Here is a 25,333-nt window from a genome sequence, read left to right on the forward strand (position 1 = left end):
GACATGTCAACCGGTGTTTCCACCGAAGTGCGAGCCGGAACGCGCGAATGGCTGGGCCTGACGGTCCTGCTGTTGCCGACCGTGCTCCTGTTCCTGGCCATGACCGTACTCTTCCTGGCCACCCCCTATATCGCCGCCGACCTGGGGGCGAGCAGTACCGAGGTGCTGTGGATCAACGACATCTACGGCTTCGTCATGGCCGGATTATTGGTCACCATGGGCACCCTCGGCGACCGGATCGGCCGCCGCCGCCTGCTGCTGACCGGTTCGCTGATCTTCGGCGCCGCATCGCTGTTCGCCGCATTCGCACCCACCATCGAAGCGATGATCGGCGCTCGGGCGCTGATGGGATTGGGCGCCGCCGCGCTGATGCCGTCGACCTTGTCCTTGATCAGCACCATGTTCCAGAACGAGAAGCAGCGAGCGACCGCGATCGGCATGTGGGCCGCCGCGGTGTCCGCGGGAGTGGCGCTCGGTCCGCTGGTCGGCGGTCTACTGCTGGAGGCGTTCGGGTGGGGTGCGGCCTTCCTGATCGGCGTGCCCGTCACGCTGCTGGTGCTGATCGCGGCGCCGCTGCTGATCCCGGAGTATCGGACGGCGAAAGCCGCACGGCTCGACCTGCCCAGTGTGGTCCTGTCGATGACCGCGGTGCTGCCGATCGTGTACGGCATCAAGGAGTTCGCCAAGGCCGGCCTGGGACCGGTCCCCGTCGTCGCCCTGTTGGCCGGCCTCGCGTTCGGCGTGGTGTTCGTCCGCAGGCAGGGCCAGTTGGCTAGCCCACTACTGGATGTGCGGTTGTTCGCCAACCGGACCTTCAGCGGTGCGGTCGGTGTCTTCTTGCTCGCGGCGATCGGCCTAGGCGGGATCTACCTGCTGTTCACGCAGTATCTGCAGCAGGTAGCGGGGCTGTCGCCGCTCACCGCGGGACTGGCCATCTTGCCCGCGGCGCTGCTGCTGATCGTCGTCTCCACCGTGACGCCGACCCTCGCACGCCACGTGCAGCCCGCCTACCTGATCACCGCGGGACTACTGCTGTCCGCGATCGGCTACCTGGTGCTCACCCAGGTGGACAGCGTTGCCGGACTGCCTGTGCTGCTCACCGGCTTCTACATCCTCTACCCCGGTATCGCTCCGGCCATGGCACTCGTCCCCGGGATGCTGATCGGCGCGGCCCCGCCGGAGAAGGCGGGCGAGGCGTCGGCGGTCAACAGCACCGCCGCGGATCTCGGCACCTCGCTGGGGATCGCGATCGTTGGCAGCGTCGGCACGGCCGTCTACCGCGGCACGATGTCGGAGGGCACACCGGCCGACGAGAGCCTGACCGATGCGCTCGCGGTTGCGCAGAACCTGCCGGGCGCCGCAGGTGAAGCGCTGATCGCTACCGCCCGTATGGCATTCACCTCCGGTTTGAACGTCGCCGCTGTCGCCGCCGCCGTTCTCGCGCTGACCGGTGCGATCGTGTCGGTGACGCTGCTGCGCAAGCCCGCCCAACTCACACAGGTCTGACAGGAGCATCGAAATGACCACCACAGTGCAGTCTTTCAACGACATCCGCGACGAGTTCGACGCCTACATCGGCGACATCGTCTACTCCACCATGGTCACTGTCGACAGTAAGGGCCGACCACGTTCCAGGGTCTTGATCCCGGTGTGGGAACTCGTCGACGGGAACCCGGTCGGCTGGCTGGCCACCTACCCGACCCCGGTCAAGGAGGCGCACCTGGCCGCGAACCCGCACACGACCTTCTCGTACTGGACCAGGAAACAGAACCAGGTGCACGCGGACACGCTCGCCGACTGGGTGCCGTTCGACGACCTCACGACCAGGCAGCACGTCTGGGACCTGTACGAGCAGACCAGCCCGAAAGGCGCGGGGTATCCCCTGGGCAATTTCTGGAACGGCATCGAGGACCCGAAGCTGCGCATCCTCCGCCTGGCACCATGGCGGATCCAAGTAATCCGTGGCCGCGACCTGCGCAGCAAGATGTGGAAGTCCACAGCCCAAAACTGATGAGCGGCAAGCACAATGCCCGACGGTTTCCTCGAGAAGCCGTCGGGCATTGTGTGCCTGGGTGTGCCGACCCACGATGTGCCTGTTCCAGATTCAGCAACAGTTTTTGCCACATTGCGAGTGGGTCACGCCGGTCTGCGGCGAAGTGCTCAGGGCAGTACGGCGCAGGCGGGACCGAGATTGACACCGGTTCCGACGTTCATCGCGGTGCGGAGGGTGTAGACATCGAAGTCGTCACCGTCCAGGAGTTCGAGGACCACGATTTTGTGCGGGCCCTTCCGGTCGGGGGTCCACGTGGTGCGCGCCATCCCGGACGCATCCGCCGTCACTTGGTGCGGCCGAAATTGCTTGTGGTCCGCGGTGTCCGGATCGTCGCCGATCTGGTCGAGCATGATCACGGCCCTGCCGGGTTCCGTGGTCACGGTGATCGGGTAGGAGCAGCCGGTACCGCGGGCGTCTGCCGAGCTGCCGAAGCTCTGCCCCTGTTCGACGTGGATTCTCGTGACCTCTGCCCCCGCCTGAGGCGCGGCGAACGCTATCCCCGCGGCAAGCGCGCTGAGCGCCGCCACAGTAGTGGCGGCTGCCCTGCTGGATTTATGCACGTTGAATTACTCTCTCTAGCACTGGATTCCTCCGTTTGGAGTCGCACCGAACTATACTTCCAGAGCTTGCCTTCGCCGCGAGCGCGGCAGATACCGCCCGCCCGCCTCGGCTCCTTACTCGATCTGCTCGGCCAGCGCGACGAGGATGCCCGCGGGGCCTCGGAGGTAGCAGAGCCGGTAGCTGTTCTCGTACTGCACCACCTCGCCGAGCAGCTCGGCGCCGTGCGGCCGCAAGCGGTCGAGGACGTCGTCGATGTCTTCGACGGCGAACATGATCCGATGCAAGCCAAGCGTGTTCGCCGGAGCGTGCGGATCACCGTCTCGGACCGTCGGCGTCTGATACTTGGTCAGCTCGAGCCGTCCATGTCCGTCCGGCATGCGCATCATCGCGATATCCGATCGGACACCCTCGAGCCCGATGAGACGATCCACCTCGCTGCCCTCGACGGTCGCCTGGCCCTCCAGCTCCAGCCCGAGCGCGGCGAAAAACGCCGTAGCAGCCGCCAAATCCTCGACAACGATGGCGATGTTGTCCATCCGCTGGATAGTCCCGCGCTCGGTTCGGGTGCCTCGCTGATCGGTCGCGTCCATAATGATCTCCCTTTCGGCTGCTGCTCATTCTGCGTCGTCGAGGCCCGTCCGGCTGCTCGTACCCCTGGGACGGACCCGCCCGAGCGTTCTCGACATCCACCGCACACGAATTTCCAGACCTTCCTCAACGACGTCACCCGGGAGTTCGGCACCGCCCTGCTCGGCGCGCTCGGGCCACCGGTAACCGCGACTCCGAGCGCCCCTAGTAGTCGCGGCCCGGAGGCAATAGAGGGGAGCCTGCCGCACGCCCGGGCCCTCGTGCACTGCCGGACACCTCGGCGCTGCAACAAGATTCACCGGCCGCCCGATGTCCGCTGCGGCCGGTACCATCGTGCGGCAAGTCCGATCTAGTACGCCGCTCAGGTAGTTGGGAGATCGCAGGTGCAGGGCAATCACGGTGATGTGGGTAGCGGTCCGCAATATGGCGGTCAGCCGACACATGCGCCCGGCGGCGTGCCGCCGTGGGGCGGGAATCCGGGACCGGTCCATGGTTTTCCGCAACAGGGTCAGCAGTATTACGGTGGGCAATTCCCGGGCGGGCGGCCGCCGCGCAACAACGTCCCGTGGATTTTGGGCGTAATCGGTTCTGTCGCAGTGGTTTTGATCGCCGGGGTCGGGCTCTTCGCGCTGAGCAGGAGCAACGACGACAATGGTGCCGCGCCGACGACCGCGCCGACATCGTCGACTACCGCGACAGCGTCCCTGGCCGAGGCCGGCCTGCCTGCCGCGAAACCCAAAGCGGCTCTGGTCAGCTGCGCCTACACCGACACCGCCGAGCCGGCCGCTAAGCCGGTCACCAAGCCCAAGCAGGTCGAGGTAACCACCACGGGAGCCGACGCCAAGGTCAGCATGAGTATGCAGACCAGTACGGGTTCGGTCGGGCTCGCCCTGAACAAAGCCGAATCGCCGTGCACGGTCAACAGTTTCGTCAGCTTGGTCAAGCAGAAGTACTTCGACGGCACCTCCTGCCACCGGATGACCACCGGCCAGGGCCTGAAGGTGCTGCAGTGCGGTGACCCGACCGGCACTGGAATGGGCGGTCCCGGTTACCAGTTCGCCAACGAGTACCCGACCGATCAATTCACGGTGAGTGATCCGAGCGCGCAAATCCCCGTCGACTACAAGCGCGGCGTGCTCGCCATGGCCAACGCCGGCCCCGGCACCAACGGCAGCCAGTTCTTCATCGTCTTCGGCGACTCCCAGTTGCCACCGCAGTACACGATCTTCGGCACGGTAAACGCCAGCGGCCTGGCCACCTTGGACAAGATCGCCGCAGGCGGTAGTGACGATTCGAACGGCCCCGACGACGGCAAGCCCAAGATTCCGGTGAAGATCGAGTCGATTCAGCTGGGCAACTGATGGCGCCATCAATGCCCCGAATCACCAGGCACGATTCGTAGTTGCCATCAGCCCGCGGCACCCGAACACACTGTCCGGTCCCTAACCTCGATCTTCCAGCCCGCCCGCCAAACCCCGGTTCGGGTCACTGCGTTGCACGTCTGAGCACGATCAGCGGAGTGACATAGTGTTCGACCACCGCACCGCCGAGATCGCGTACGGCCTGCGCTGCCTCGTCCACCTCCGTCACGTTCCAGTCGCTGAACGTGGTGAACAGGTCGTGGATCTGGTCGGCGCGCATTGTGATCGACCATGAGAACTCTTCGATGTGGGTAGCGCCGAAGTGCCCGTCTCGGGTCAGGCGATCCACCCATCTGTCGGTGTCGAGCTCCCCGGGAGCGGATCGCGGCATGTGGTCGACACGGCGGGCCGTGATCTCGGCGACCCGTTCCCGGAACGGCGTCAACGGCATCGACGGATCACCGAAGGCATTGCGCCACACCACAAAATGGCCGCCGAGCGCCAGCGCGCGATGTAGTTTGGGCAGGACCACATCCAGATCGAACCAGTGCACCGCCGTCGCCGCGACCGCGAGATCGAAGGCGCCGACCGCCAGCGGTACGGACTCCGCGGTCCCGATCTCCACATCCGCCTCGGGCCAGCGCTCCCGGAGCCGCTCGGCCAGAGCCGCACCCGGCTCGACGGCCGTCACGACAGCTCCGGCTTGAAGCAGTCGCCCGGTTGCCAAGCCGGAACCTGCACCCAGTTCGACCACCCGAACGCCGGGATTCAAGAGCCCGAGCCCCTGCAGCCGAGCCCACAGCGCCTCCGGGTAGTCGGGCCTGCCGCGGTCGTACACCTCGGCGTGGAGATCGAAATGCATCGGATCGGGCATTCGGAAAAGCCTATCCGACAGCGTCATCGACAACAGTGATCGTCTCCTGGACGCCACCAGCCCCCACGCCCACTGCTGGACTGCTCGGGTTCGCCACGCGGATCGATATCAGCCGAAGGAAATCAGGGTCTCAGCTCGGGATTCAGCTCGCCCACCGGCACTAGGGTTCGACGATCGCCCGGCCACGTATTGTGCGCGAGAACATATCTCGCTCGACCGGAGGCGCACGTCGCGTGGCATCGTTGATTCCTGGGTTCCTCGCGTGGCCTATGCCCGTCTGCATCGCGGCCGTCGCGGTGGGCCGCCTAGTGCTCTGCCATGACACGGTCCTGGATCGAATCATCAACCAGCTCTTCGCCTGGGGTGCGGCGGGCATGCTGCTCTTCCGGTTCGCGTCGGGACCGGACTCCCCCGGTCCCCAGTTGGAGCTGGCGCTGGGCTGCGCTGCGATGACGACGGCCCACCTCTACGCCCTGGCGTGTATCCGCCGCAGCGGCTACGACCCGGATGCCCTGCGGCGGCGGCTGTGGCTGAGCGGCAGCATCGCCCTGATGTCGACGGTCGCGCTGGTGATCGCGGGTGCGGCGGCGCGCAGCGATGGACTACCGCTCGATATGAGCCGGACGGGAGACGGGCTCGCCATCGCAGCCGCGGTCACGCCGATCGTGTTCAACACCGTGGTCTGGTTTCGGATGCTGCTGCGCGAATTCAGCATGACCGACCTCACCGCGACGGAGGCGGTCGCTGGTGTGGGCATAATCCTGAGCATTGCGTTCGCCTTGGGCATTCAGCTCGTGTCCGCACTGCAACTGGCCACCGGGTGGCCGCATCTCGGACCGCATCTGCCGCGGGCCGAGCTGGCGTTCACGGTGTGCGTCATGGTCAGCGCCATCGCGCCCGCGTTCCCGGTCGCGAGGGCGTTCATCCGTGCCGTGCGACTGGACTCCGCGGGGCGGGCCTGTCGCCGACTGGACCCGCTGTGGCGGGACCTCACGGCCGCGGTCCCAGAGATAGTGATGCGCCCGGCGCCCGACGCCGATCCAGCCACGCGAGCCTTCCGGATGACCGTCGAAATTCGGGACGCGCTGATACATCTCGCGCCCTACATGCCCGCCGAGAACACCTACGGCGTCGAGGATTACGCGCACCGGATCGCATGCGCGGCGCGAGCACGCACGGCGGGTCACGCCCCGGCCTACGAGCTGACGGCGCCGCGAGTGCCCCTCGGTAGCAGCGATTTCGATACCGACTTCCGGCAACTGCTCGACTTGTCGCGAGCATGGTCGTCGCGGCGTCCGGAAAGCCCGCTACAGCTGGCACGCCGACCGGTCCGGCCGGCGCGGTATGCGGCATCAGGTTGGTGGCCCCACCGGGATCGAGACCGGCGCCGAGCCGGCCGAGCGGATTCCGAAGTTCATCAGACTGCGGTGACGCGGCTACGAACTCAGTAGTGCAGGGGGCCGCGGGTTGCGCTGAGTGGACGGGCGGATCCGCGGCCGCGTTCGGCCAGGATCTGCGCTGCGATAGATATCGCGGTTTCGTCTGGGGTGCGGGCGTTGAGATCAAGGCCCAGTGGACTTTTCAGGCGCGCGAGTTCGGGGCTGGTGACCCCGGCGGCCCGGAGTCGTTCAGTTCGTTCGGCGTGCGTACGCCGTGAGCCGAGGGCGCCGACGAATCCGATATCGCTTGTTCCGAGTGCCGCCGCGAGCATCGGAACATCGAACTTGTTGTCGTGGGTGAGCACGCAGACCACGGTGCGCCGGTCAACCCGTCCGGCGGCGAGTTCCGCTGTCAGATATCGGTGCGGCCAGTCCACGACCACTTCGTGCGCGGCAGGGAAACGAGCGGGGGTGGCGAAGGTTTCGCGTGCGTCGACCACCGTTACCCGGTAGCCGAGTTGGCGGCCGGTCCGGCTCAGTGCCCGCACGAAGTCATTTGCTCCGGCCAGGATCATCCGCGCGGGGGTGGCGAAGGTGTGCACGAACACTCGTGGGCGCGGTGCCGGGTCATTGCCGCACTCTTCGGTGCAGACAATTCCGCTGCGTCCAACCTCGAGCAGGGCTCGTGCGTCACGGTCGACGCCGCGCCAGGGCTCGCATTCTCCCGGGCGCAGCAGTTTCCATTGGGCGTCGGTGTCGAGCGTGGTCACCTGCGCCACCGGACGACCCGCCGCGATGTCGTCGCGCAACTCAGCGAGCAGGTCGGCGAGGGTGCTGTCGATGCGCTGGACGAAGATCTCCATCTCGCCCCCGCAGGTCAGTCCGACCTCGATGCCATCGCCGTCGGCGTAGCCGAACCGGTCGGTGACCGGTTGCCCGGTCGCCAGCACTTGCGCGGCGGAGTCGAGCACAGCGGCTTCGACGCAACCGCCCGAGACCGATCCCAATACCTCGCCCGTGCTGGTGAGGATCATCGCGGCCCCAGGTTCCCGTGGACCCCCTCCGGTGGCATCCACGACCCGCGCCAAAGCCACCGGGCCGTGGGGCAGCAGCCTGATCAACTCATCGAGCATCGCGAGCACAGGGTCGTGTTCCTTCCTCGAGTTACAGCAGGTGCTCGATTCGTAGCGGAATCTCGCGCATCCGGCGGCCGGTGGCGTGATGCACGGCGTTGATGATCGCCGCGGCGGTACCGACCATGCCGATTTCCCCGAGCCCTTTGACCCCGACTGGATTGAGCACCGTCTCCTCGACCTCGACAAAGGAGATGTCGACGGGAGGGGCGTCGGCATTGACCGGTAGCAAGTACTCCAGCAGCGAGGAATTCGCCCAGCGGCCGTCACGGACATCGGGCAGCGAGCCTTCCATCAGCGCTTGGGACAATCCCCAGTTCATACCGCCGAGCACTTGACTGCGCGCCAGTTTCGCATTGAGGACCTGTCCGGGCGCGAACGCACCGACAAGGCGACGGACCCGGATCAACCCGAGCTCGGGATCGACTGCCACCTCGGCGAATTGGGCGCCGAAACTCAGTTTTCCGGGCGCATCAGGATCGGAGGCGGGAAGCCAGCTGCCGGTTGTCTCGATGTCGGACAGGCTATTTCGCTGCAGGACTGCCGAATAGTCTTCTCCGATCGAGGGATCGGCGGTCAAGCGCAGCGTCCCGTCGACGCCTTTGATCTCGGCGGAGGTTCGCCCGTGCAGCGGCGAATCCTCGTCGGCTGTCGCGATCGTGACAAGTTGCGCGAGCAGTTGGGTGCACGCGATGTGCACGGCCGCACTGACGTTCGCCGCGCCCGTCGAGCCCACCGCCGCGGCGATATTCGGGAAGTTTGTGCTGCCGATCTCGACGCGAACGCGGTCGAATGGCACTCCCATCCCATCACCGGCCACTTGCGCGGCGATGGTCGCGACCCCGGTGCCGAACTCCTGGGTCCCCACCTGCACCACCAGGGAACCATCGGATCGCAGTCGCGCGTGTGCGCGTTGCGGCTGGCCAGGTTCGTAGACCGGATAGCCCGCGGTGGCCACACCCCAGCCGATCAGCCAGTTCCCGTCGGTATGTGAGCCGGGAACGGGGTTGCGTGTACTCCACCCGAATCGCTCAGCTGCCTGCTGCAAGCACTCGAGGTAACCGTCGGAGGTCCACCGGTTGCCACTTTCCGGGTCTACCGCGGCATGGTTGCGCAGCCGCAACTCCACCGGGTCCGCACCGAGTTGCTCGGCGAGTTCGTCGAACGAGCATTCCAGCGCCACCATCCCCGAGGCTTCGCCGGGCCCGCGCATGAATGTCGGGGTCATGGTGTTGCCTTTGACCAGCTGATATCGACCTTCCCAATTCGGTATTGCGTAGGCTTTGCCCGCCACTTCCAGAGAAAGCTCGGCCCAGTCGTCGAACGGGGAAGTGACCGAAAGTTTGTGGTGACGCAGGCCGGTGCAGCGGCCGTCGGTATCCGATATCAGGGTGATGCGCTGTTCCTGTTCTTCGCGCAGCCCGGTGCCGTAGAACATTTGCTCTCGGTTCAGAACTACCCGCACCGGGCGTCCGAGTTCGCGAGCGACCAGAGGCGCGAGGGTGACGTGCGGCCACATCATGGCCTTGCCGCCGAAGCCACCACCGACGTAATCCGCGACTACCCGGACCTTGCTCGGCGAGATACCCAGATAAGCGGCGATGGTCAGTTGACTGGCCACGATGCCCTGGGTGGAGTCGTACACCAAGACCGAGTCCCCGTCCCACATCGCGGCGGTCACCGAGCATTCGATGGGATTGTGGTGGTTGGCGGCGAAGTGATAGGTGGCGTCCACGATGTGCGCGGCCGCGGCGGCGGCGGTCGCGAAATCACCGCGGGACTGTGCGGCCGGGACGAGGCCGGCGAAGATGTTGTCCGGCAGGTATTGCTGGTCCCGGCCGTCGTCCAGGCGCACCATTGCCGGCTGTGCGGTGTAGGTGGCTTCGATCAGAGTGGCGGCATGCTGGGCGACCTCGAAGGTATCGGCCACGACCACCGCGATCGGTTGTCCGAAGTAGTGGATCGCGGTGTCCTGCATGGGGAAGAACGTCTGTCCCGGCGCCGGCTGGCCGAACGCGGACGGTAGCACCGGAACGGTGGCGACCTTCGGCAGGTTTTGATGGGTGTAGACCGCGACGGCACCGGCGCGCAGCGCGGCGGCGGTGTCGATGGAGATCAGGGTGCCGTTGCCGATCTCCGCACCGACCAGCACGCCGTAGGCCGCGTTCGGCATCGGGATCTCGGCGGTGTAGCGGGCGGCGCCGGTGACCTTGGCTCGGCCGTCGACCCGGTCTATTCCTTGCCCGACCAGCTTCGGGGTGGCGGGTGCGCTCATTTGCGGGCCCCGATCTGCGCAGAGAGTGTCTCGAGGGCGCGCACCAGTGTGCGTTGTGCGAGTGTGACTTTGAAGCTGTTCATCGGATGGCTGCCGTCGGCGGAGGCGAGTTCAGCGGCCGCCGCGATAGCGAAGTTCTCCTTGGTCGCGGACTGGCCGAGGAGCATGGATTCGGCGATGCGGGCCCGCCACGGTTTGGTGGCGACACCGCCGAGGCCGATGCGGACATTCGCGACGGATCCGTCGACCAGGTCCAGCGCCACGGCCGCCGAAGCGGCTGCGAATTCATAGGATTCGCGATCGCGCACCTTCAAATAGTGGGAGTTGACCGCGTACGGGAGCGGGGGCACATCGATGCGGACGACGAGTTCGTCCGGACTGATCGGATGCTCGATATGGGGTGTGTCCGCGGGGAGCAGGAAAAAGTCGTCGAAGGCGAAGGATCGAGTGCTCTTCGGGCCCTGCACATGAACGACGGCATCGAGCGCGGTGAGCGGGATCGCCACATCCGAGGGATGCATAGCGAAGCAGTGCTCGCTGGTGCCCAGTACGGCGTTGCCGCGGTGCAGGCCTTCGAGCACACCACAGCCACTGCCCGGGTTGCGTTTATTGCACGCGAATGCGACATCACGGAATCCTGGACACCGAACCTTCTGCATCAGGTTGCCGCCCATCGATGCCATATTCCGGATCTGCGCCGTCGCGCCCTTCCACAGCGCCACCGACAGGAACGGATACCTCTCACGCACACCAGGATCGGCAGCTACCTCGCTCATCCGCACCATCGCACCGATCCGAAGACCGCCGTCGGCGGTGATTTCGAGATCGGTGAGCGGGAGCCGGTTGACGTCGACCACGTTGTCGGGCGCCATCGCCCCGATTCGCAGCATGTCCACCAATGTTGTCCCGCCCGCCAGGAAAACAGTGTTCGGGCGAGCAGTGACGGCGGTAATGGCCTCGTCGACGGTCTCGGCGCGAGCGAACGCGATGGGCTTCACTTCGCCTCACCGCCCGCCATTTCGTCGCGCGCATCCTTGATCGCCTCGCGAATGTTCTGATACGCCGCGCAACGACAGATATTGCCGCTCATCCACTCGGCGATCTCTTCGTCGCTGCCGGTATGTCCCTCCCCGATGCAGGCGATGGCCGACATGATCTGCCCAGGAGTGCAGTAGCCGCACTGCAGACCATCACGGTCAATGAACGCGCGCTGCACTGGATGCAGCTCGTCTCCCTCCGCGACGCCCTCGATCGTCGTGATCTCGCGCCCCTCCGCACTGAGCGCCAACGTCAAACAGGACAATGCCCGCCTACCGTCGACCAATACGGTGCAGGCCCCGCAGGCGCCCTGGTCGCAGCCCTTCTTGGTGCCGGTCAGACGTAGATACTCCCGCAGCGCGTCGAGCAGACTCACCCGCGGCTCCAGCGCCACCGGGTAGAGATGACCGTTCACGCGCAGGGTCGCCAGCGTGTAATCAGGCCCGGCAAATTCAGGGGCACGGGTTTCCTGCTCGGATATTTCGCCAATGCTCATCGACTCGTATCTCCTGCTCGTGAATACGCTGCGGAGCGCACAATCTGGACATCGGAAAGGCAAGCTCGGGCCCGAAGAAGCAATAGCAACAAGCTAGCAACTATCAGTCGGCGGTCCCGCAGACGAACAACTTCGTGATCCACCCGTTGTCAACCACGAGCCCATCCCTCGACCGAAGACCAGATCACCTTCTCAATGACCAGGAACAGCCCGGCCTCGGCCGCGCTCGACCTCGGGATATGAGACAAGGGGGTGGTAGCACGTACGCCGAAAGAGGTACCGGGATATGGGTATTTCGCCGGAAGTGCGTCAGGCCTGGCCTCGGATACGTTCTGAGCACGCGGTGTTCGCGGGTTGTTCGGAGGAAGAGGTTGATGGGTTTATGAGGAACATGAGTGCAAGCCTGTCCGCGCGGGTAGTGGCGCGAACCGTGGTCGCGGCAACATTGGCATTGGCTCCCATCGCTGTCGTCGTGCCGACGGCGTCGGCCAGGCCTTGTCATACACCGACAGAACCCGGGTGCCGCGGCGGTATCAACCACGACCATCCCGGCCACCCCCACCACCCCAATCAAAAGCCGCGGACCCAGCCCTTCGACGATGACAACTCCCGCTATGACCGATTCGGCTACGACCTTCTCGGTTATGACCGATCCGGCTACGACCGTTCTGGCTATGACTGGTTCGGCTACGACCGCAGCGGTTATGACAAACAGGGTTGCGCCCGAAGCGGCGCGGATCGCCCCGGCGCCGACCAGGGCGCTTGTGAACGGCGGCGCCAAAACCGTCCATCCACGGGCAGCGCCTCCTGAAACTCGCTGGGCCATAACCGCGCGGTGATCGTCGGCGAACCCACCCGCGGCGCCGCCCATCCGCGCAAAGGCTGGACCGTGCACCCCCACCTGGAAGTCACCGTCCCCACCGGCCGCGCCGTCAACCCCGTCTCCGGCACGAATTGGGAAGGCACCGGCGTGCAGCCCGATATCCCTTGCACCGCAGCGGAATCCCTCGACCAGGCGCACGCACTGGCCCTCGCCCGACTGGCAGGCTGACGCAGCCCAGCTCCGAGAACCATGCCCAGAGCGACAACACAGCTCGATCGACGAGATCGCGTCCGTGCCGGAGTTCGACCACGACCCGTGACGCAATGACGCTGCGCCACCTCTAATCAGATAGTACATATACATACCTATCGTTTCTGATACGTTCGTTTCTATGGATAGGACAGGCAGCACGCAGTCTTCCCTCGAGAGGTCTTCGGCCAGGGGCGCTGCAGGCAGGCCCCGGCGGTGGCTGCGTCGTCTATTGATCGCGGCCGGCTGCGTGGTGGCGTTGACGATGGGCGCAGGCGGATGGGTGGTCTACGCGAACAACTTCGCCATCCGGCAGGAGGAAGTGACGATTCCCGGATCCACGCAGCCCCTGAAAGCGACCTTGGCGCTGCCCGAGCACGGGACAGGGCCTTTCGGTCTGGTCGTGTTCGTGCATGGGGACGGGCCTGCCAATGCCAGCCGCGACTCGTTCTACGAACCGATCTGGGAGGCGTTCGCCAAGGCCGGGTACGCGTCGCTGTCCTGGAACAAGCCGGGAATCGGTGGGGCGCCGGGGAACTGGCTCGAGCAGAGCATGCACGATCGCGCGGCCGAGGCCGAGGCGGCGATTGCGTGGGCGCGTCAGCGCGGAGACATCGATCCGCGTCGGATCGGCATGTGGGGGATCAGTCAGGGCGGTTGGGTCGTGCCCGAGGTGGCGGCGAATCTGCCCGATCTGCAGTTCGTGGTTCTCGTTGGCGCGGCGGTGAATTGGTTGCGGCAAGGTGAGTACAACCTGCTCGCCGAGATGCGGCACCGGGGCGCTTCTCAGTCCGAGATCGCCGCTGCTCTCGATCGCCGCAACGCCGGTTTGCAGGCGTTACGCGAGAACGCTACCTATGAGCAATATCTTGCGGCCCAACACAACTCGGACCCGATGTCGGAAGACCGCTGGAATTTCGTTCAGCGGAACTATCGCTCGGACGTGACCGCGGTCCTGGCACAGGTCAAGGTGCCCGTGCTGCTCGTGCTGGGAGATCACGATCTCAATGTCGATGTCGACGAGACCGAACGGGTCTACCGCGAAATCCTTCCGCCGCAACAGCTCACGGTGCAGCGCTATCCGAACGCCTCGCACAACATCGTCAAGGCCCGCTTCGACAATGACCAGGACTGGCGGGCGGCGGTGGTGGCGCTGTTCGCGCCCCGCACCCTGTATGTACCCGGCTACCTGGATCTCTTGCGTAAGTATGCCGGGAACCAAGCGGTCCGCTGAGCAGAGTTCACCTCGCCGCGGCGGGCGGGGCTGGTCCATCTGGACCGGCCCCTCCTTCCGACTATCCGATTGGTTCCTGCTCGACCAGATACACAGGGCCGCTGCCTGCCCGACGACCTAACACGACATCGAGGACCTCGAAGAACCGCTGGGGGTCGATGACAGCTTCGGGCGGGTGCACGCCCGGCCGGCGGGCCGAGCCGTCGATGACCTGTGCCATGCCGAGCGCCAGCGGGATTCCAGTTGCCCGCGCCATGTCACCGAGCAAGGCGTGGACCGGATCCTCTGCAGGGCCGGCGAGGTTGAGGTGCGCCAGGACCATGTGCGGGCGGCCTTGCTTGGTGCCGGACACCGCGGCGAAGAACGGCGGGAGGGTGCCGGGGCCCTCGGCGCGAAGCGCAGTCGGTGCCGATCGGAGGATGCGCAGCAGGTTCGGCTCGGCGAAGGCGCCCGCCGCGGCTTCGTTGGTGAGTTTGCCGCTGTCGATATCGCGGCGCAGGGTATCGAGGTAGGCCATTGCCCACGTACTCATCACCATCAGATTGAGGGCGTCGCCGCTGGGTTTCAGGGTGCGCTGCAAAGTGATCGGCTCCGGGTGGCCGATGGAGTATGCGGTGCCACGTCGTCCGCCGGGAAGTTTCAGTGATACCGGACGCAGGGGGCGTTGGTCGCTGAGTCGACCTGCGGTCACACCTTTGATCGTGCCGCTGCTCTGCTGCATCCAATGCATCGCCGCGGCGGAAGGACGACCGCCGGGTCCGAGCAGTTGCGCGTCCTCCCGGGTCGTATCGTCTGCGCCGTCGACGTCGACCGGCCACGCGGTGTAGGCATCGCGAACCGAGTCGAGTTCTTTGGCAGCGACTGCTGCCAGCAAATTGCTGATACCCGGGCTGGCGCCCATACCGATGATCGCGCACACTCCCCTCGCCCGCGCCGCCGCGTCGAGTTCGAGCATCTGCAGCGTGGGTTCCCAGTCGTCGCAGATGTCCAGGTAGTGCGTCCGGGTGTCGATCGCCGCTTGTAATACCGCCAGCCCGAAACGGTAGTAGGGCCCCACGGTGTTCAGCACCACCTCGGCGGGTGCGAGAGCTGCCCGCAACTGGACTTCGTCGGTGACGTCCACCTGGATCGCGCGGACAGGCATGGGTGCGTCGACCAAGCGACGTGCCAAAGATTCGGCGGCGACCAGATCTCTGTCTGCGACAACGATTTCCGTCACGCCTGGGATATTCACCGCGGTTTGCGCAGCCACGGTGCCCATAGCACCCGGCCCGCCCAATGCCAGAACCTTCATCGGATGCTCCTGGTTGTGTTCGCTGCGGCCACGAGCAGGAGCGCCGCTCGGCGGATCAAAGAGTTCATCGCTGTCCTTTCGTTCACATTCAACACGAGCGTATCAGCTACGATAGTTTGAACGAGAGACGAAAAGAGCGTGAGATATGGCCGTGCCCTCAGCTGGGATCGCCACCCCATCGACGCCGACGCGGCACCCGGGCGTCGACTGCCGTTGCAGGATCGGCGACGTTCGACAGCGGCGATGCGACCTCCCCCACAAGCGAGATCGCGAACCGGCAGCGACCGGCGTCATCGTCATCGGATCGGGTGCGGTGGGAGCCGCCCTCAGGTGCTGGTCGCCTGTATGCAACCTGGAATCACCCTGGCGCCCACCGCTGCTCGCCGGGTACTGCACCACATCATCGGCACCGCCGAGCTCGCTTCGACCTGAACCACGGAGTGCCGATGGAGAACCACAACACTGCCCTCGCGTGTCCGCGCGGAATACATCACCTGCGCCCCACACGGCGTCTCGTCTTCGCCGAGTCCACCACCGGGCTGCTTCTGGGGGCAGCGACGCTGCCGCAGTCCTACCCACCGGCAGGGGAATCGCCGATGTGGGCACAACTGCTCGGCTTGTCATTCCTGCTGACAGCACTGTGCGCGAACCTCTACCTGTGGCAGCGGATCGTCGCCGCCGGTGTGGGATCGCGCTTTCCCGCGGCGGCGATCTCCGTTGAACGGCAGCTGCGCGAGTTCATCCTCGACGAGCGCCGACTCCGGATCGCGACCATCCTGTACGCGGCGGCGATCTGCGTCTTGGTACCGCTACCACCGTCATGGCGATGGTTCTGGTTCATCTTCACTCTGCTGGCCACAGCGCTGACCGCGGTGTCGCTGCGCCGGATGTGGCGCGTCGAGGTGTGCGACCCTGGGTCCCGAACTACGGCATGCGAGCGGTGGCCCCACCGGTGACCTTCGAGTACCAGCGGAACAATCGAACAGGTTGTGCGGGCTCGGATTTGAGAAGTTCCGCCCAGCATGCCGCCACCGCCGCACGCGCGGCCGTGCCGACCCACGGCTGCGGAAGCAGCTGAGGTGGCAGCAGCGGATCCGGCTCCATTGCGTGGGTGAACTCCGCGGCCAACGCGACTGCGATCGTCAGATGCCGAACACGCGAGGACTCCCGTAGCTCCTGCAGATACTGCTCGGCGGCCACCAGCAGCCGCCGGTGACCGTCGGCGATGCGGCCGAGCGGCCACAACTGCTCGGCAATCTCACGTGGGGCGACATGGCGGCCGACGACCAGATCGGTGCTTGTGAGCGTAGTGATGTGCTCGGCAACGCCCAGTTTTGTTGCGGCGGAACGGATTCGTTCCTCCCACGGATTCGCCGAAACGTAGAGGCCACCTTGAATCGGCGCGCCGCCGAGCCTCAGGATGGTATCGCGCATGGAATCGCGCGCATGCCGCGCGGACTCAGGAACACCGAACGCCACCAGATGCCAGCACCCGTCCCAAGAAACCTCGCCACGATCCTGGGCATACATGTAGCGCACGAACTCGAGATCGGGTTCGAGGCTGTTACGGGTCAGCTCCGTCGCCCGCAGCACGGCCCTACGGCCGCGGCCCTCCTGAACGAACCTGCCCTCCGCCGCGAGACGCTTGATACAGAGCCGGACCTGCTGATCGCTCATACCCAGCGCATTGGCGACATCGTAGAGTTCACCGGCATCGATCGTCGCGTCCTCGCGGACCAGACTCTCCACCAGAGTGCGGGTGGAGATGTCGATGTCACGGACCTGGCCCTCGCTCACATTCGCCTCTGCTCTGCATACCGACGAGATATAGCGATCACATCTCGTACGTTCGGTTACGTGTCGATCGTTCTACTATACGGTCGAACTTGGCGTAACCCGGGCCTGTCATGGCCCACCAGGAGCCAGGCATTTCATGATCCCCGCCCTGGGCTGAGATACGACCGCGCCCCGGTGCCATCGATTGTGTCGGTGACATCCGGGGCGCGGAAGGGTGCATCAGCCCAGGTCCGGGTGGCCGACCCACTCGACAATCGTCCAGCCCTTCCGCGGGTTGCCCTTGAGGACGACGCGGCCGCCGTTGCGTATCGGATCGGTGCCGAGTTTGCTCGGGTCTGCGTTGTCGGCGTTCATCATCGACCAGAACATGATGGTGGCGGCGTGGGAGAAGATCACCGGGTTGGCGCAGTCGCGGCGCTGCACATCGAGCAGTGCCTGATCGACGCGGCCGTCGAACTCGTTGCCGTCGATGGAGCCTGGAATCCGTGCGTTCAGGTCGCCGGAGAGCCACTTGATCGGCGCCTGGAGGTACCCGGACATCGCCTGGGACTCCGGGGTGCCCTCGTACTGGCCTGCCTCGATCTCCCGGAAACCGGGCTGAATGTTGAGGCTCAGGTTGCGCTTGGCGACCGTCGGTGCCGCAGTCTGCTCGGTACGCACCATGTTGGACGCGAAGGCGCAGTCGAACTTCTTGTCAGCCAGCTGGATGGCCAGATTGTCTGCCTGTGTCCGGCCGCGTGCGGTCAGGTCGGGCCCGGGCACCTTGGTGTCGATCAGGCCGGAGGTGTTACCGAGGGATTCGGCATGGCGCACCAGGGTAATGACCATTTCGCCGCTGCTGCCGGAGCCGCTGCCGGAGCTTCCGAAGTCGATATCGGCGGACGCGACGCCGGTGGTAGCGGTTGTGGCCGCGACCGCCATCACCGCAATGGACAATCGAAGAGATCGGATTCGCATGGGTGGGAATGCCTTTCATCGGGGCGACGCCACTTCAGGTATGCCGAAGAACCGGAACTTGGGGTGTCGCGTCTCACAGAAGCAGCTATCTGCCCGAATCAAATACGGGGTATCCCATTCATCGGGATCTTCGCGCACTGGACCGGTGACCTTCTGATGTGCTGGACACCGCAATGATCCTGTGTAACAACCTGTTCCGACGCGCGAATACTCCTTCATGAGTCGTACGACAACGCGATCGATCCGCGTCGCAACGATGGCACTCGGTGCCGCACTGCTGCTTGCCGGATGTGGTCCCGCCTCGAACGACAGCACGTCCGCGCCGAGCACCCCGAACAACACGGCCACCTCGGCCAATACAGTCACCGCGACCACAGCGGCGCCGACATCGGTGCCAGCCCCGGCGACAACCGTCGCGTCCACGACGGCGGCGCCGGGGACCGACACGGATCGGCCCGCCGGCAGCTGGAACCCTTGTGACACCCCCGATTCCGCGCTCGCGAGTGCGGGCTTGAACGTCTCCAGCGAGCAACCGATCTCGAATCCCGGTTTCCCCACCGAGAAGTCCTGCAAATGGAAGACCGCCGACAACGCGCTCGAGTTCTACGTCACGGCATACGGCAAGCCGGTGGATGAGCTGCGCCAGACCGGGAAGTACGTCGACTTCAGTTCGGTCACGGTGGCCGGCCGTAAATCTCAGCAATTCCGTGCGGCGCAAGACACTCACAAGCTCGGGTGCTACATCGCGGTACCAGCGTCTTTCGGTGGTGACATTTTGCTCTTGGCGTCACGAATCTGGAATCCGCAGGGCGGCACCGACGGATTCAACTCCTGCGACGACGCCCAGCGCATCGCCAACACCCTGGTCAACCACATACCCTGACGCACGGGCGCAACGCCTGCGGGTCCAGCTTGGGCCAAAGTTGGCCAGATCCTGCGGCTTTCGGCTGGGCCGCTGGGATCCTGGGCAGGAAGGCCTACTGAATGGAGTTGCGCCGCAAGGTTCAGACATGGGCGAGATCCATTACAGCACAGTAGGATCCGTCCGAGATCGGCGACGACGGGGTCGCGCGGCACGGTTGGCTGAGCCCGGTCAGGATGAGCACTCGGCACCCATTCAGGCTGTCGGCGCCATCGGTGCGACGTTGCCCAGCCGGAAATCACGCGGGCTCACTCCGAAGTGTCGTTTGAAGGCCGCACTGAGGGCGAATGCGCTGCCGTAGCCGACCCGGCGGGCAATCGACTCGACCGTACAGTCGGTGTCCGCCAACAGGTCCGCGGCGAGTGATAGCCGCCAACTTGTCAAGTAGGCCATCGGGGGCTCGCCGACCAGCTCTGTGAATCGGCGGGCCAGCCCCGCCCTGGACATCCCCACGGTCTCAGCGAGCACAACCACCGTCCACGGGTGTGCGGGATCGTTCTCCAGCAGGCTCAGCGCCTTGCCGATCAGTGGATCACCGTAGGCGTGATACCAGACGGGCGCCTGCTGGCGGGCGAACCAAGCGCGCAGGGCGGCGCTGAGCAACAGATCGAGCAGACGGTCCAGTACGACGGTCTGAGCAGGCAGATCCTTAGCCGCTTCCTCGACGAGCATGTCGAGTAGGCGCGAGTCGAGCTCATCGCGGTCCAGCACCACGACGTGCGGCAACGTCCGCAGTAACCGACTACTCACCGCGCCGGGCGTCTCGTAGGTCCCGCTGACCAGCATCGTCTCACCGTCGAGATCGGTACCCCAGCGCCGCAAACCGAGACTCATTGTGTCGCACAGGTTTGCACCGTCGGGGGCAGTGAGACCCTGGCCTGGCTGGACGACAATCTGCGGCGCGGTCGCGGGGCCGTCTGCCACGATATAGGGCTGCGGTCCACGAAAAATCGCGACGTCGCCCACGCCGAGCCGGCGCGCAGGCATCCGGTCCGTACGGACCCACGCCTCTCCCCGGATCACCGCGACCACTTTGAGCGGAGCCCCATCCTCTACCCGCACCGACCACGGCGGGGTCAACAGCCCGCACGATAGAAACGCGCCGCGGGCGCGTGAACCCTCGAGCAGACCAGCCAACGCATCCACATCAGTGACAGTAGACGAAAGATTGTTGGCGACAGCGCAAGTCGAAGACGACGTTGCGCGGGGCGGCGAAACCTTGCACCGACCCTTCATCCACCCGCACGACAAACAATTCACCTGACGGAAATCCGGTGTACTGATAGAACCTACCGACCGGACTACACGGGAATTATTGTCGAATCATGACCGACCAGCCCGACGTGACACGTCGCGACGACGCTGATGAGCCGGAAACCAGCCGAAACGAACTGATCTTTATAGCGATCGTCTTCGCTATCCTCAGTTTCACTGCATACCTGGACAGTGGGCTGGGTCGCGCAGCATGCGCGCCAGTACCTGCCTCGAGTGGTCCGGAGCACCGAAACCTCCACGCCGACATGGTTATCCACCGCCCCTTCGCTTCGGCCGGTTGACGGTAATCGTATCTGCGCGGTGGCTGGGACGTGCGATCCTTGGCGTAGTCGCCCACGACTGGTCGGCAGATCGGATCGTCACCAGATGAACCGGTCGCCGGGATGTCGGCGGCTGGCCTTTCCATGGAAGAGGTGTCCGCGCATGAGCGAAGATAGTTACCTGGAATTGCCCGCACTGACCATCGAAGAAGTCACAGGAGCAGACGACGTCGGCGTATGGGTCGCCCTGGGAGATTCCTACACGGCGGGTGTTTTTGCGGTCTCGCCTCGCGATACGAGCGTTGTCGTGCACTGGGGTGACCATGTGACCGCGCCGGTGCCGATCGACTCCGGCCAGCCCCTCGAGATCACGGTCCCCCGGGATGTGATAGAGCCGGGGACCCCTGTCAGTGTCTCCTATTCGGTCACCGGCAGCTCGGGAAGCGTGATCGGCAAGTCACCGGAGATCACCTATGTGCCCAAGGTGACGAACGCCAAGGGGCCGGCCCCGGCCCAGTGGCAGCCGCGGTCCTGAAGGTCCGCCCGGGGCCGAAACGGCGACACACTTACCTCGACATCAGATCGGCCCGTCTGCAACAGACGGGCCGATCGCTCTGTTCGCCGTCGAGCACCTGCCCAGGGCGCGCGTACCGCGCTGGGCGAACCGGTCGCGCCCGGCGAGGCTCGAACCTTGCGGCGTGGCACACGAATGTTGCTGGGATGGCCAACTTTTGGTGTTGAAAGCGCGACAATGTCCGGGTGATCAGTGGTGGAGTGTGGGTGGCGCGACTCGCGGTCGCCGTGGTGTTCGGATGGGCGGCATTCGCGAAATGGGCGGATCGTCCCGGTACGCGTCGTGCGGTCGAGGATTTCGGCGTACCGCCGCGTTGGGCCGACGCGGTGGCGTGGGGGCTGCCGGCGGTGGAGCTGGCGGTTGCGGTGGCGGTGCTGCCGTCGTGGACCGCAGTGTGGGCTGGGGTGCTGGCGCTGCTTTTGCTGGCCGGGTTCAGCATTGTGATCGCGGTCCTATTGACCCGGGGGCGGCGACCCGCGTGTTCATGTTTCGGTGCGGCGAGCGCCGACCCGATCGGTCGCATGTCACTGATCCGCAATGCCGCGATCGCGACGCTCACCGGGCTCGCGGTGTGGGGTTCGTTGGCGCACAACGACATACCGCAATCGCTCTCGGCAGATCGCGCGGTCGGCTTGGCCGCGATCGTCGGATTCGCGGCGCTGCTGGGGTATCAGCAGCTCCAACTGCGCCGGATGCGACGGCAAATGCAGGAGAGTTCGGCGGTGCGGACCCCAGCCCACGGCCTGCCCATCGGGGCACCGGCACCGGCTTTCGAGGCCAACGACACCGACGGCAGCGGGCGTCACACGCTGGACAAGGCGCTCGCCGCCGGGCGACCGGTGCTGCTGCTGTTCCTGCATCCCGGGTGCGCGCCTTGCGCCGAGATCGCCGCCGAACTGCCGCAATGGCGGCAGCGTCTGGACAACACAGTGACGACATTGATCATCGGAACCGACGACCCGAGCAGCAACGCCGAATGGGCACGCGAGCATCGCGTCGGGCCGATGCTGGTGCCCGACACCATGGAGATCGTCACCCGATACCGCTTGCGCGGCACACCGAGTGCGGTGCTGATCGACGCCCGGGGCCGGATCGCCTCATCGGCCCGGGTCGGAACTTACGCGATCCAGGATTTGGTGGACGGCCTGCGCCCGCCCCGATAAATCAACCCCGCCCCCGAGGCTCAGATGTAATTCGGCGCCACTCCCATCGCCCCTGCCGGGTCTGTGACACAACCGGCCTCGTAAGACCACAAACATGCGTTTTGTGCGTGGTCGTAGTGCAGCCTGCCCGTGGGGCAGTTGTCCGGGTCCACATGGCAATCCGCGCTCATACGCTCATACGCGTACTGCCCGGCGACACAGGACATGAACATGGTGCAGTCGTGGGGATGGACATAGTTGCCGTCCGGCTTGCCCGTGCAATCGAAGAAGTCCACTTGCGTCCGCTGGTTGGTAGCGCCTGTCGTCATCGCCGATCCCCTCTGCTCAGACGTGTCTCATCCAAACACGTTCCACCGCAGAGGATACGGTGTCCAAACCATCCTCCGCTGGGGATCAGGACGAGGCCGAACCGACGGCCATCTATCCGGCGACCTCACCGGCGGCCAGCACCCGGTCTCCTATGGCCGACAGTGATCAATCAGGGGTAGTTCTCCGGGCCTTCCCGGATACGCAGACCGAATACCTATGCCTACAGTCCGTGCATGAATCAAGGCGACGACCTCCTTCCACACGTGCGGACACATAGTCGACTACTAAGGTTGAGATCGAAGCGACGGCGGGTGCGCATGGATTTCATTGCGAGCCGTGGCGGAATCGCCATCATCGCGTTGCTACTGTTGACTGTCTCGACAGGGTGTAATTCGACGATGGATACATCAGACGCTTCTTATCACTCAACCGACGTTGCAATTAGAAATGGCGACGTTACTATCGGCGGCACACTAACTACTCCCGACCGAGGCGGCTCATTTCCCGCAGTGGTTTTGGCGCCTGGCGGCGGAAAGCATAATCGTGACGAAGAGTTCGCCGGACACAAGCCCTTTCTTGTACTGGCCGATGCGTTAGCCAGGTCCGGATATGCAGTCCTTCGCGCCGATGACCGAGGAGTCGGCGCCACGACCGGCGACAAAGACAACGCAACTTACGAAGATCTGGTGTCGGATGTTCTTTCACAGATTTCCTACTTGCGTGAACGGTCAGATATCGATAGCACTCGCATCGGAATTATCGGTCACAGCCAGGGTGGATCCTTGGCACCGCTCGTAGCGAAAACCGCAGCGGACAAAGTGGCGTTCACAGTGCTCTTAGCAGGACCGGCGCAGACTGGATGCGACGTGCTCAAGCATCAAATGCGTGTGCAGCTACAGGCAACCGGAACCACCTCTGCCGATGTTCTCGCAGCCAACGACAATTCCATTCAGACCGAATGCGACCTACTCCGTGACGGCAATTTCGACGAAGCACGAAGAAATGCGCGGGAAGCGAACCAACGACTTCCGCATACCGAGCAGGCCAACGCCGAGGATATAGACAAGGCAATCAACCAGCAGTATGCAGCCCAGGCCACATACGACCCCGAACCGGCATTGCGAGCTCTCGAAATCCCTATCCTTGCACTCTTCGGAAGCAAGGACGTGCAGGTCGACGCTGCAACCAATGAACCACTGATGCGTAAATTCCTAGCAGACAATCCGAAGGCAACAGTGCACACCTTCGAGGGTGTCAATCATCTTATGCAATCAGCGACCACTGGCATGCCGGATGAATACGCAAGAATCGAGACGACCATTGATCCGGCAGTCCTCGACTACCTGACAACCTGGATGAACCGGACGACGCGGAGGTGAACCGCGGTTCCGGTAGCACTCGCGGCTACGAGTTGGTCAGTGTGCGTGTGCGAGGAAGGTTGATTGTTCGAATTCGTGGTGCAGCACCGCGTGGACGAACGCGGTGTATTCGAGGTGATCGAAGGAGAGCCTGGCGGTTCCAACTGAGGCTATGCATTCCGCCGAAGCGCTGAATTCGTATAAGCCACCGGGCTTTTGGATGATGATCACGGCTCCTCGGCTCGGTTGGCTCGATCGTATCGCCTCTTGGAGGGCCTCGAATTGGGCGTGGTCGAGGACCAGGCATTCCTCGAGCGGGACAGGTTGTGCCGGAGCCCCGGCGAGTTTGTCGTCCCAGATGAGGGTGCGGTGGTTGTCGCGATAGACCATGACGCACGCCTGTTGTGGGGAACTGGCGGTCGCTTTGCGGAACTGGGCGGCGGTCGGTGTCGGCAACAACATGGTGGATCCTTTCGAACTGCGCTGTCGGCGACGGTGCCGGCAGCACGGGTGCGCGCTACGGAAGGCTTCCGATAGCGGCAAAATTGCAGGGGCGCGCGTAGTCGCCGAGGTCGACCGGCTGGTCGGGTTGCCAGTCGGTGGCGTAGGTGATGCCCGGGTCGGTGATGGTCCACCCCTCGAAGAAGGTCTGGAACTGCTGACGGGTGCGTAGGGTGACCGGGGTGCTGGCGTCGGCGAAGATGGCGGCGCCGGCGGCAACCTGCGCTTTGATTTGCGGGCCCGCGTCTTCGAGGGACACGTGCGTCATCGCGATGTGGCTGCCGGGTGCGAGGGCGTCACGTAGTTGCGCCACGAGGGCGGCAGGTTCGCTGGCGTCGGCGATCCATGGCAGAACCGAAACCAGCAGCAGCCCAACGGGTTCGGTGAAGTCGATCAGACGCTGGGTGTCGGGGTGGGTGAGGATGCGCTTGGGCTCGCGTAGATCGGCGTCGACCATCGCCGCGGTGTCGGATACGCCTTGTTCACGCAGCAGGTCGCGGGCGCGGTTGATCGCTTCTTCGTCGTTGTCGACGTAAACGACGCGGCTGTCGGGCGCGAGCTCACGAGCGACTTCGTGGGTGTTGCCGCCGGTCGGCAGACCTGAACCGATATCGAGGAACTGGCGAATTCCGGCGCCGACCATGTAGCGCACGGCGCGCGCGAGAAACCGGCGATTGTGCTGGGCCCACACCGGATAGAAGGGGATCTCGGTGTAGAGCCGGTGAATGAACGGCAGATCCGACTCGAAGATCACTTCGCCGGTGATCATGTGGTGATAGATGCGTGCGGAGCTGGGCTGGTGGGTGTTGATCTGGCGGGGCTCGAAGTCACTGTCGGACATCGTGTTTCCTATGCGGTC

The 25,333-nt window shown here is 64.9% G+C and carries 27 protein-coding genes; 13 read left to right on the forward strand and 14 right to left on the reverse strand.

The window, feature by feature from the left end:
- Window positions 1–3 precede the first annotated feature (3 nt).
- Both IBX22_RS33585 and IBX22_RS33590 read left to right on the forward strand, forming a co-directional pair.
- On the forward strand, window positions 4–1,506 hold the full coding sequence (locus IBX22_RS33585; protein WP_194819854.1) for an MFS transporter: 1,503 nt from the start codon (window positions 4–6) through the stop codon (window positions 1,504–1,506).
- Between the two features lie 13 nt (window positions 1,507–1,519).
- The gene (locus IBX22_RS33590) at window positions 1,520–2,011 is read left to right on the forward strand and encodes a pyridoxamine 5'-phosphate oxidase family protein (protein WP_194819855.1); all 492 of its coding nucleotides are present in this window, start codon (window positions 1,520–1,522) and stop codon (window positions 2,009–2,011) included.
- Between the two features lie 149 nt (window positions 2,012–2,160).
- Here the strand turns inward: IBX22_RS33590 and IBX22_RS33595 are convergent, their stop codons facing one another.
- The gene (locus IBX22_RS33595) at window positions 2,161–2,613 is read right to left on the reverse strand and encodes a hypothetical protein (protein WP_194819856.1); all 453 of its coding nucleotides are present in this window, start codon (window positions 2,611–2,613) and stop codon (window positions 2,161–2,163) included.
- 114 nt (window positions 2,614–2,727) lie between these two features.
- Window positions 2,728–3,204 carry a VOC family protein gene (locus IBX22_RS33600; protein ID WP_228540051.1) on the reverse strand — a complete coding sequence of 159 codons (477 nt, stop codon included), beginning with the start codon at window positions 3,202–3,204 and terminating at the stop codon, window positions 2,728–2,730.
- A gap of 381 nt (window positions 3,205–3,585) precedes the next feature.
- On the opposite strand from IBX22_RS33600, the gene IBX22_RS33605 reads away from it, so the two are divergent.
- Window positions 3,586–4,563, forward strand: a complete 978-nt coding sequence (locus tag IBX22_RS33605; RefSeq protein ID WP_309234894.1) for a peptidylprolyl isomerase — start codon at window positions 3,586–3,588, stop codon at window positions 4,561–4,563.
- A gap of 124 nt (window positions 4,564–4,687) precedes the next feature.
- On the opposite strand, the gene IBX22_RS33610 is transcribed toward IBX22_RS33605, so the two are convergent.
- Entirely contained in the window at window positions 4,688–5,437 is a 750-nt protein-coding gene (locus tag IBX22_RS33610) for a class I SAM-dependent methyltransferase (protein WP_194819857.1), read from the reverse strand.
- Window positions 5,438–5,670: 233 nt separating this feature from the next.
- On the opposite strand from IBX22_RS33610, the gene IBX22_RS33615 reads away from it, so the two are divergent.
- A complete protein-coding gene (locus IBX22_RS33615) occupies window positions 5,671–6,888 on the forward strand; it encodes an MAB_1171c family putative transporter (RefSeq protein ID WP_194819858.1) in 1,218 nt (405 codons plus the stop codon).
- Here the strand turns inward: IBX22_RS33615 and IBX22_RS33620 are convergent.
- The 4 genes from IBX22_RS33620 to IBX22_RS33635 are packed head-to-tail and all read right to left on the reverse strand — an operon-like array spanning window position 6,882 to window position 11,758.
- Complete coding sequence (locus IBX22_RS33620; RefSeq protein ID WP_228540079.1) at window positions 6,882–7,949, reverse strand: XdhC/CoxI family protein; 1,068 nt, start codon at window positions 7,947–7,949, stop codon at window positions 6,882–6,884. The two genes, IBX22_RS33615 and IBX22_RS33620, sit on opposite strands and share 7 nt — an antisense overlap.
- A 31-nt stretch (window positions 7,950–7,980) precedes the next feature.
- On the reverse strand, window positions 7,981–10,224 hold the full coding sequence (locus IBX22_RS33625) for a xanthine dehydrogenase family protein molybdopterin-binding subunit (RefSeq protein ID WP_194819860.1): 2,244 nt from the start codon (window positions 10,222–10,224) through the stop codon (window positions 7,981–7,983).
- Window positions 10,221–11,222, reverse strand: a complete 1,002-nt coding sequence (locus tag IBX22_RS38425; protein ID WP_194819861.1) for a xanthine dehydrogenase family protein subunit M — start codon at window positions 11,220–11,222, stop codon at window positions 10,221–10,223. The genes IBX22_RS33625 and IBX22_RS38425 overlap by 4 nt, the downstream gene beginning before the upstream one ends.
- Window positions 11,219–11,758 carry a (2Fe-2S)-binding protein gene (locus IBX22_RS33635; RefSeq protein WP_194819862.1) on the reverse strand — a complete coding sequence of 180 codons (540 nt, stop codon included), beginning with the start codon at window positions 11,756–11,758 and terminating at the stop codon, window positions 11,219–11,221. The genes IBX22_RS38425 and IBX22_RS33635 overlap by 4 nt, the downstream gene beginning before the upstream one ends.
- Window positions 11,759–12,044: 286 nt before the next feature.
- Between IBX22_RS33635 and IBX22_RS33640 the strand changes: the two genes are divergently transcribed.
- The 3 genes from IBX22_RS33640 (at window position 12,045) to IBX22_RS33650 (ending at window position 14,064) form a co-directional block, all read left to right on the forward strand.
- Complete coding sequence (locus tag IBX22_RS33640) at window positions 12,045–12,569, forward strand: hypothetical protein (protein ID WP_194819863.1); 525 nt, start codon at window positions 12,045–12,047, stop codon at window positions 12,567–12,569.
- 24 nt (window positions 12,570–12,593) lie between these two features.
- Window positions 12,594–12,809: a hypothetical protein gene (locus IBX22_RS33645; protein ID WP_309234895.1), complete on the forward strand. Its 216-nt coding sequence runs from the start codon at window positions 12,594–12,596 to the stop codon at window positions 12,807–12,809.
- A 286-nt stretch (window positions 12,810–13,095) separates the two neighbouring features.
- Entirely contained in the window at window positions 13,096–14,064 is a 969-nt protein-coding gene (locus IBX22_RS33650) for a S9 family peptidase (RefSeq protein ID WP_228540082.1), read from the forward strand.
- 61 nt (window positions 14,065–14,125) lie between these two features.
- Here the strand turns inward: IBX22_RS33650 and IBX22_RS33655 are convergent, their stop codons facing one another.
- Window positions 14,126–15,358, reverse strand: a complete 1,233-nt coding sequence (locus IBX22_RS33655; protein WP_194819865.1) for a saccharopine dehydrogenase family protein — start codon at window positions 15,356–15,358, stop codon at window positions 14,126–14,128.
- A 446-nt stretch (window positions 15,359–15,804) separates the two neighbouring features.
- On the opposite strand from IBX22_RS33655, the gene IBX22_RS33660 reads away from it, so the two are divergent.
- Window positions 15,805–16,314 carry a hypothetical protein gene (locus IBX22_RS33660; protein ID WP_228540052.1) on the forward strand — a complete coding sequence of 170 codons (510 nt, stop codon included), beginning with the start codon at window positions 15,805–15,807 and terminating at the stop codon, window positions 16,312–16,314.
- On the opposite strand, the gene IBX22_RS33665 is transcribed toward IBX22_RS33660, so the two are convergent.
- Both IBX22_RS33665 and IBX22_RS33670 read right to left on the reverse strand, forming a co-directional pair.
- Window positions 16,283–17,155, reverse strand: a complete 873-nt coding sequence (locus IBX22_RS33665) for a PaaX family transcriptional regulator C-terminal domain-containing protein (RefSeq protein ID WP_194819866.1) — start codon at window positions 17,153–17,155, stop codon at window positions 16,283–16,285. The two genes, IBX22_RS33660 and IBX22_RS33665, sit on opposite strands and share 32 nt — an antisense overlap.
- A gap of 219 nt (window positions 17,156–17,374) precedes the next feature.
- Window positions 17,375–18,112: a histidine phosphatase family protein gene (locus IBX22_RS33670; protein WP_194819867.1), complete on the reverse strand. Its 738-nt coding sequence runs from the start codon at window positions 18,110–18,112 to the stop codon at window positions 17,375–17,377.
- Window positions 18,113–18,368: 256 nt separating this feature from the next.
- On the opposite strand from IBX22_RS33670, the gene IBX22_RS33675 reads away from it, so the two are divergent.
- The gene (locus IBX22_RS33675; protein ID WP_194819868.1) at window positions 18,369–18,995 is read left to right on the forward strand and encodes a DUF3558 family protein; all 627 of its coding nucleotides are present in this window, start codon (window positions 18,369–18,371) and stop codon (window positions 18,993–18,995) included.
- Between the two features lie 234 nt (window positions 18,996–19,229).
- On the opposite strand, the gene IBX22_RS33680 is transcribed toward IBX22_RS33675, so the two are convergent.
- Complete coding sequence (locus IBX22_RS33680; protein WP_194819869.1) at window positions 19,230–20,180, reverse strand: AraC family transcriptional regulator; 951 nt, start codon at window positions 20,178–20,180, stop codon at window positions 19,230–19,232.
- Between the two features lie 179 nt (window positions 20,181–20,359).
- Here IBX22_RS33680 and IBX22_RS33685 point away from each other — a divergent pair, with 179 nt between their 5' ends.
- The 3 genes from IBX22_RS33685 to IBX22_RS38430 all read left to right on the forward strand — a co-directional run bounded on the left by IBX22_RS33685 (window position 20,360) and on the right by IBX22_RS38430 (window position 22,306).
- A complete protein-coding gene (locus IBX22_RS33685; protein WP_194819870.1) occupies window positions 20,360–20,590 on the forward strand; it encodes a hypothetical protein in 231 nt (76 codons plus the stop codon).
- A gap of 142 nt (window positions 20,591–20,732) precedes the next feature.
- On the forward strand, window positions 20,733–21,104 hold the full coding sequence (locus tag IBX22_RS33690) for a hypothetical protein (protein WP_194819871.1): 372 nt from the start codon (window positions 20,733–20,735) through the stop codon (window positions 21,102–21,104).
- Between the two features lie 224 nt (window positions 21,105–21,328).
- On the forward strand, window positions 21,329–22,306 hold the full coding sequence (locus IBX22_RS38430) for a MauE/DoxX family redox-associated membrane protein (RefSeq protein WP_194819872.1): 978 nt from the start codon (window positions 21,329–21,331) through the stop codon (window positions 22,304–22,306).
- Between the two features lie 20 nt (window positions 22,307–22,326).
- Here IBX22_RS38430 and IBX22_RS33700 read toward each other — a convergent pair whose 3' ends face one another.
- Complete coding sequence (locus IBX22_RS33700; protein ID WP_194819873.1) at window positions 22,327–22,614, reverse strand: chitin binding peritrophin-A domain-containing protein; 288 nt, start codon at window positions 22,612–22,614, stop codon at window positions 22,327–22,329.
- Window positions 22,615–22,932: 318 nt separating this feature from the next.
- On the opposite strand from IBX22_RS33700, the gene IBX22_RS33705 reads away from it, so the two are divergent.
- Window positions 22,933–23,994, forward strand: coding sequence for a S9 family peptidase (locus IBX22_RS33705; RefSeq protein WP_194819874.1), 1,062 nt, complete (start codon window positions 22,933–22,935; stop codon window positions 23,992–23,994).
- Window positions 23,995–24,030: 36 nt separating this feature from the next.
- Here the strand turns inward: IBX22_RS33705 and IBX22_RS33710 are convergent, their stop codons facing one another.
- Window positions 24,031–24,435, reverse strand: a complete 405-nt coding sequence (locus tag IBX22_RS33710; protein WP_194819875.1) for a hypothetical protein — start codon at window positions 24,433–24,435, stop codon at window positions 24,031–24,033.
- A 55-nt stretch (window positions 24,436–24,490) separates the two neighbouring features.
- Window positions 24,491–25,315, reverse strand: coding sequence for an SAM-dependent methyltransferase (locus tag IBX22_RS33715; protein ID WP_194819876.1), 825 nt, complete (start codon window positions 25,313–25,315; stop codon window positions 24,491–24,493).
- Window positions 25,316–25,333: the final 18 nt, after the last annotated feature.

The organism is Nocardia sp. XZ_19_385 (assembly GCF_015355755.1).
Taxonomy (GTDB): Bacteria; Actinomycetota; Actinomycetes; order Mycobacteriales; family Mycobacteriaceae; genus Nocardia.

What these genes read in the sequence shown, in the direction of transcription:
- IBX22_RS33655 (WP_194819865.1), bottom strand. Translation starts at nt 15,358, where the DNA reads ATGAAGGTTCTGGCATTGGGCGGGCCGGGTGCTATGGGCACCGTGGCT.
- IBX22_RS33705 (WP_194819874.1), top strand. Translation starts at nt 22,933, where the DNA reads ATGGATTTCATTGCGAGCCGTGGCGGAATCGCCATCATCGCGTTGCTA.
- IBX22_RS33620 (WP_228540079.1), bottom strand. Translation starts at nt 7,949, where the DNA reads ATGCTCGATGAGTTGATCAGGCTGCTGCCCCACGGCCCGGTGGCTTTG.
- IBX22_RS33710 (WP_194819875.1), bottom strand. Translation starts at nt 24,435, where the DNA reads ATGTTGTTGCCGACACCGACCGCCGCCCAGTTCCGCAAAGCGACCGCC.
- IBX22_RS33600 (WP_228540051.1), bottom strand. Translation starts at nt 3,204, where the DNA reads ATGGACGCGACCGATCAGCGAGGCACCCGAACCGAGCGCGGGACTATC.
- IBX22_RS33685 (WP_194819870.1), top strand. Translation starts at nt 20,360, where the DNA reads ATGACCGACCAGCCCGACGTGACACGTCGCGACGACGCTGATGAGCCG.
- IBX22_RS33700 (WP_194819873.1), bottom strand. Translation starts at nt 22,614, where the DNA reads ATGACGACAGGCGCTACCAACCAGCGGACGCAAGTGGACTTCTTCGAT.
- IBX22_RS33590 (WP_194819855.1), top strand. Translation starts at nt 1,520, where the DNA reads ATGACCACCACAGTGCAGTCTTTCAACGACATCCGCGACGAGTTCGAC.
- IBX22_RS33640 (WP_194819863.1), top strand. Translation starts at nt 12,045, where the DNA reads ATGGGTATTTCGCCGGAAGTGCGTCAGGCCTGGCCTCGGATACGTTCT.
- IBX22_RS33675 (WP_194819868.1), top strand. Translation starts at nt 18,369, where the DNA reads ATGGCACTCGGTGCCGCACTGCTGCTTGCCGGATGTGGTCCCGCCTCG.
- IBX22_RS33635 (WP_194819862.1), bottom strand. Translation starts at nt 11,758, where the DNA reads ATGAGCATTGGCGAAATATCCGAGCAGGAAACCCGTGCCCCTGAATTT.
- IBX22_RS33660 (WP_228540052.1), top strand. Translation starts at nt 15,805, where the DNA reads ATGGAGAACCACAACACTGCCCTCGCGTGTCCGCGCGGAATACATCAC.
- IBX22_RS33690 (WP_194819871.1), top strand. Translation starts at nt 20,733, where the DNA reads ATGAGCGAAGATAGTTACCTGGAATTGCCCGCACTGACCATCGAAGAA.
- IBX22_RS33650 (WP_228540082.1), top strand. Translation starts at nt 13,096, where the DNA reads ATGGGCGCAGGCGGATGGGTGGTCTACGCGAACAACTTCGCCATCCGG.
- IBX22_RS33670 (WP_194819867.1), bottom strand. Translation starts at nt 18,112, where the DNA reads ATGCGAATCCGATCTCTTCGATTGTCCATTGCGGTGATGGCGGTCGCG.
- IBX22_RS33625 (WP_194819860.1), bottom strand. Translation starts at nt 10,224, where the DNA reads ATGAGCGCACCCGCCACCCCGAAGCTGGTCGGGCAAGGAATAGACCGG.
- IBX22_RS33585 (WP_194819854.1), top strand. Translation starts at nt 4, where the DNA reads ATGTCAACCGGTGTTTCCACCGAAGTGCGAGCCGGAACGCGCGAATGG.
- IBX22_RS33715 (WP_194819876.1), bottom strand. Translation starts at nt 25,315, where the DNA reads ATGTCCGACAGTGACTTCGAGCCCCGCCAGATCAACACCCACCAGCCC.
- IBX22_RS33610 (WP_194819857.1), bottom strand. Translation starts at nt 5,437, where the DNA reads ATGCCCGATCCGATGCATTTCGATCTCCACGCCGAGGTGTACGACCGC.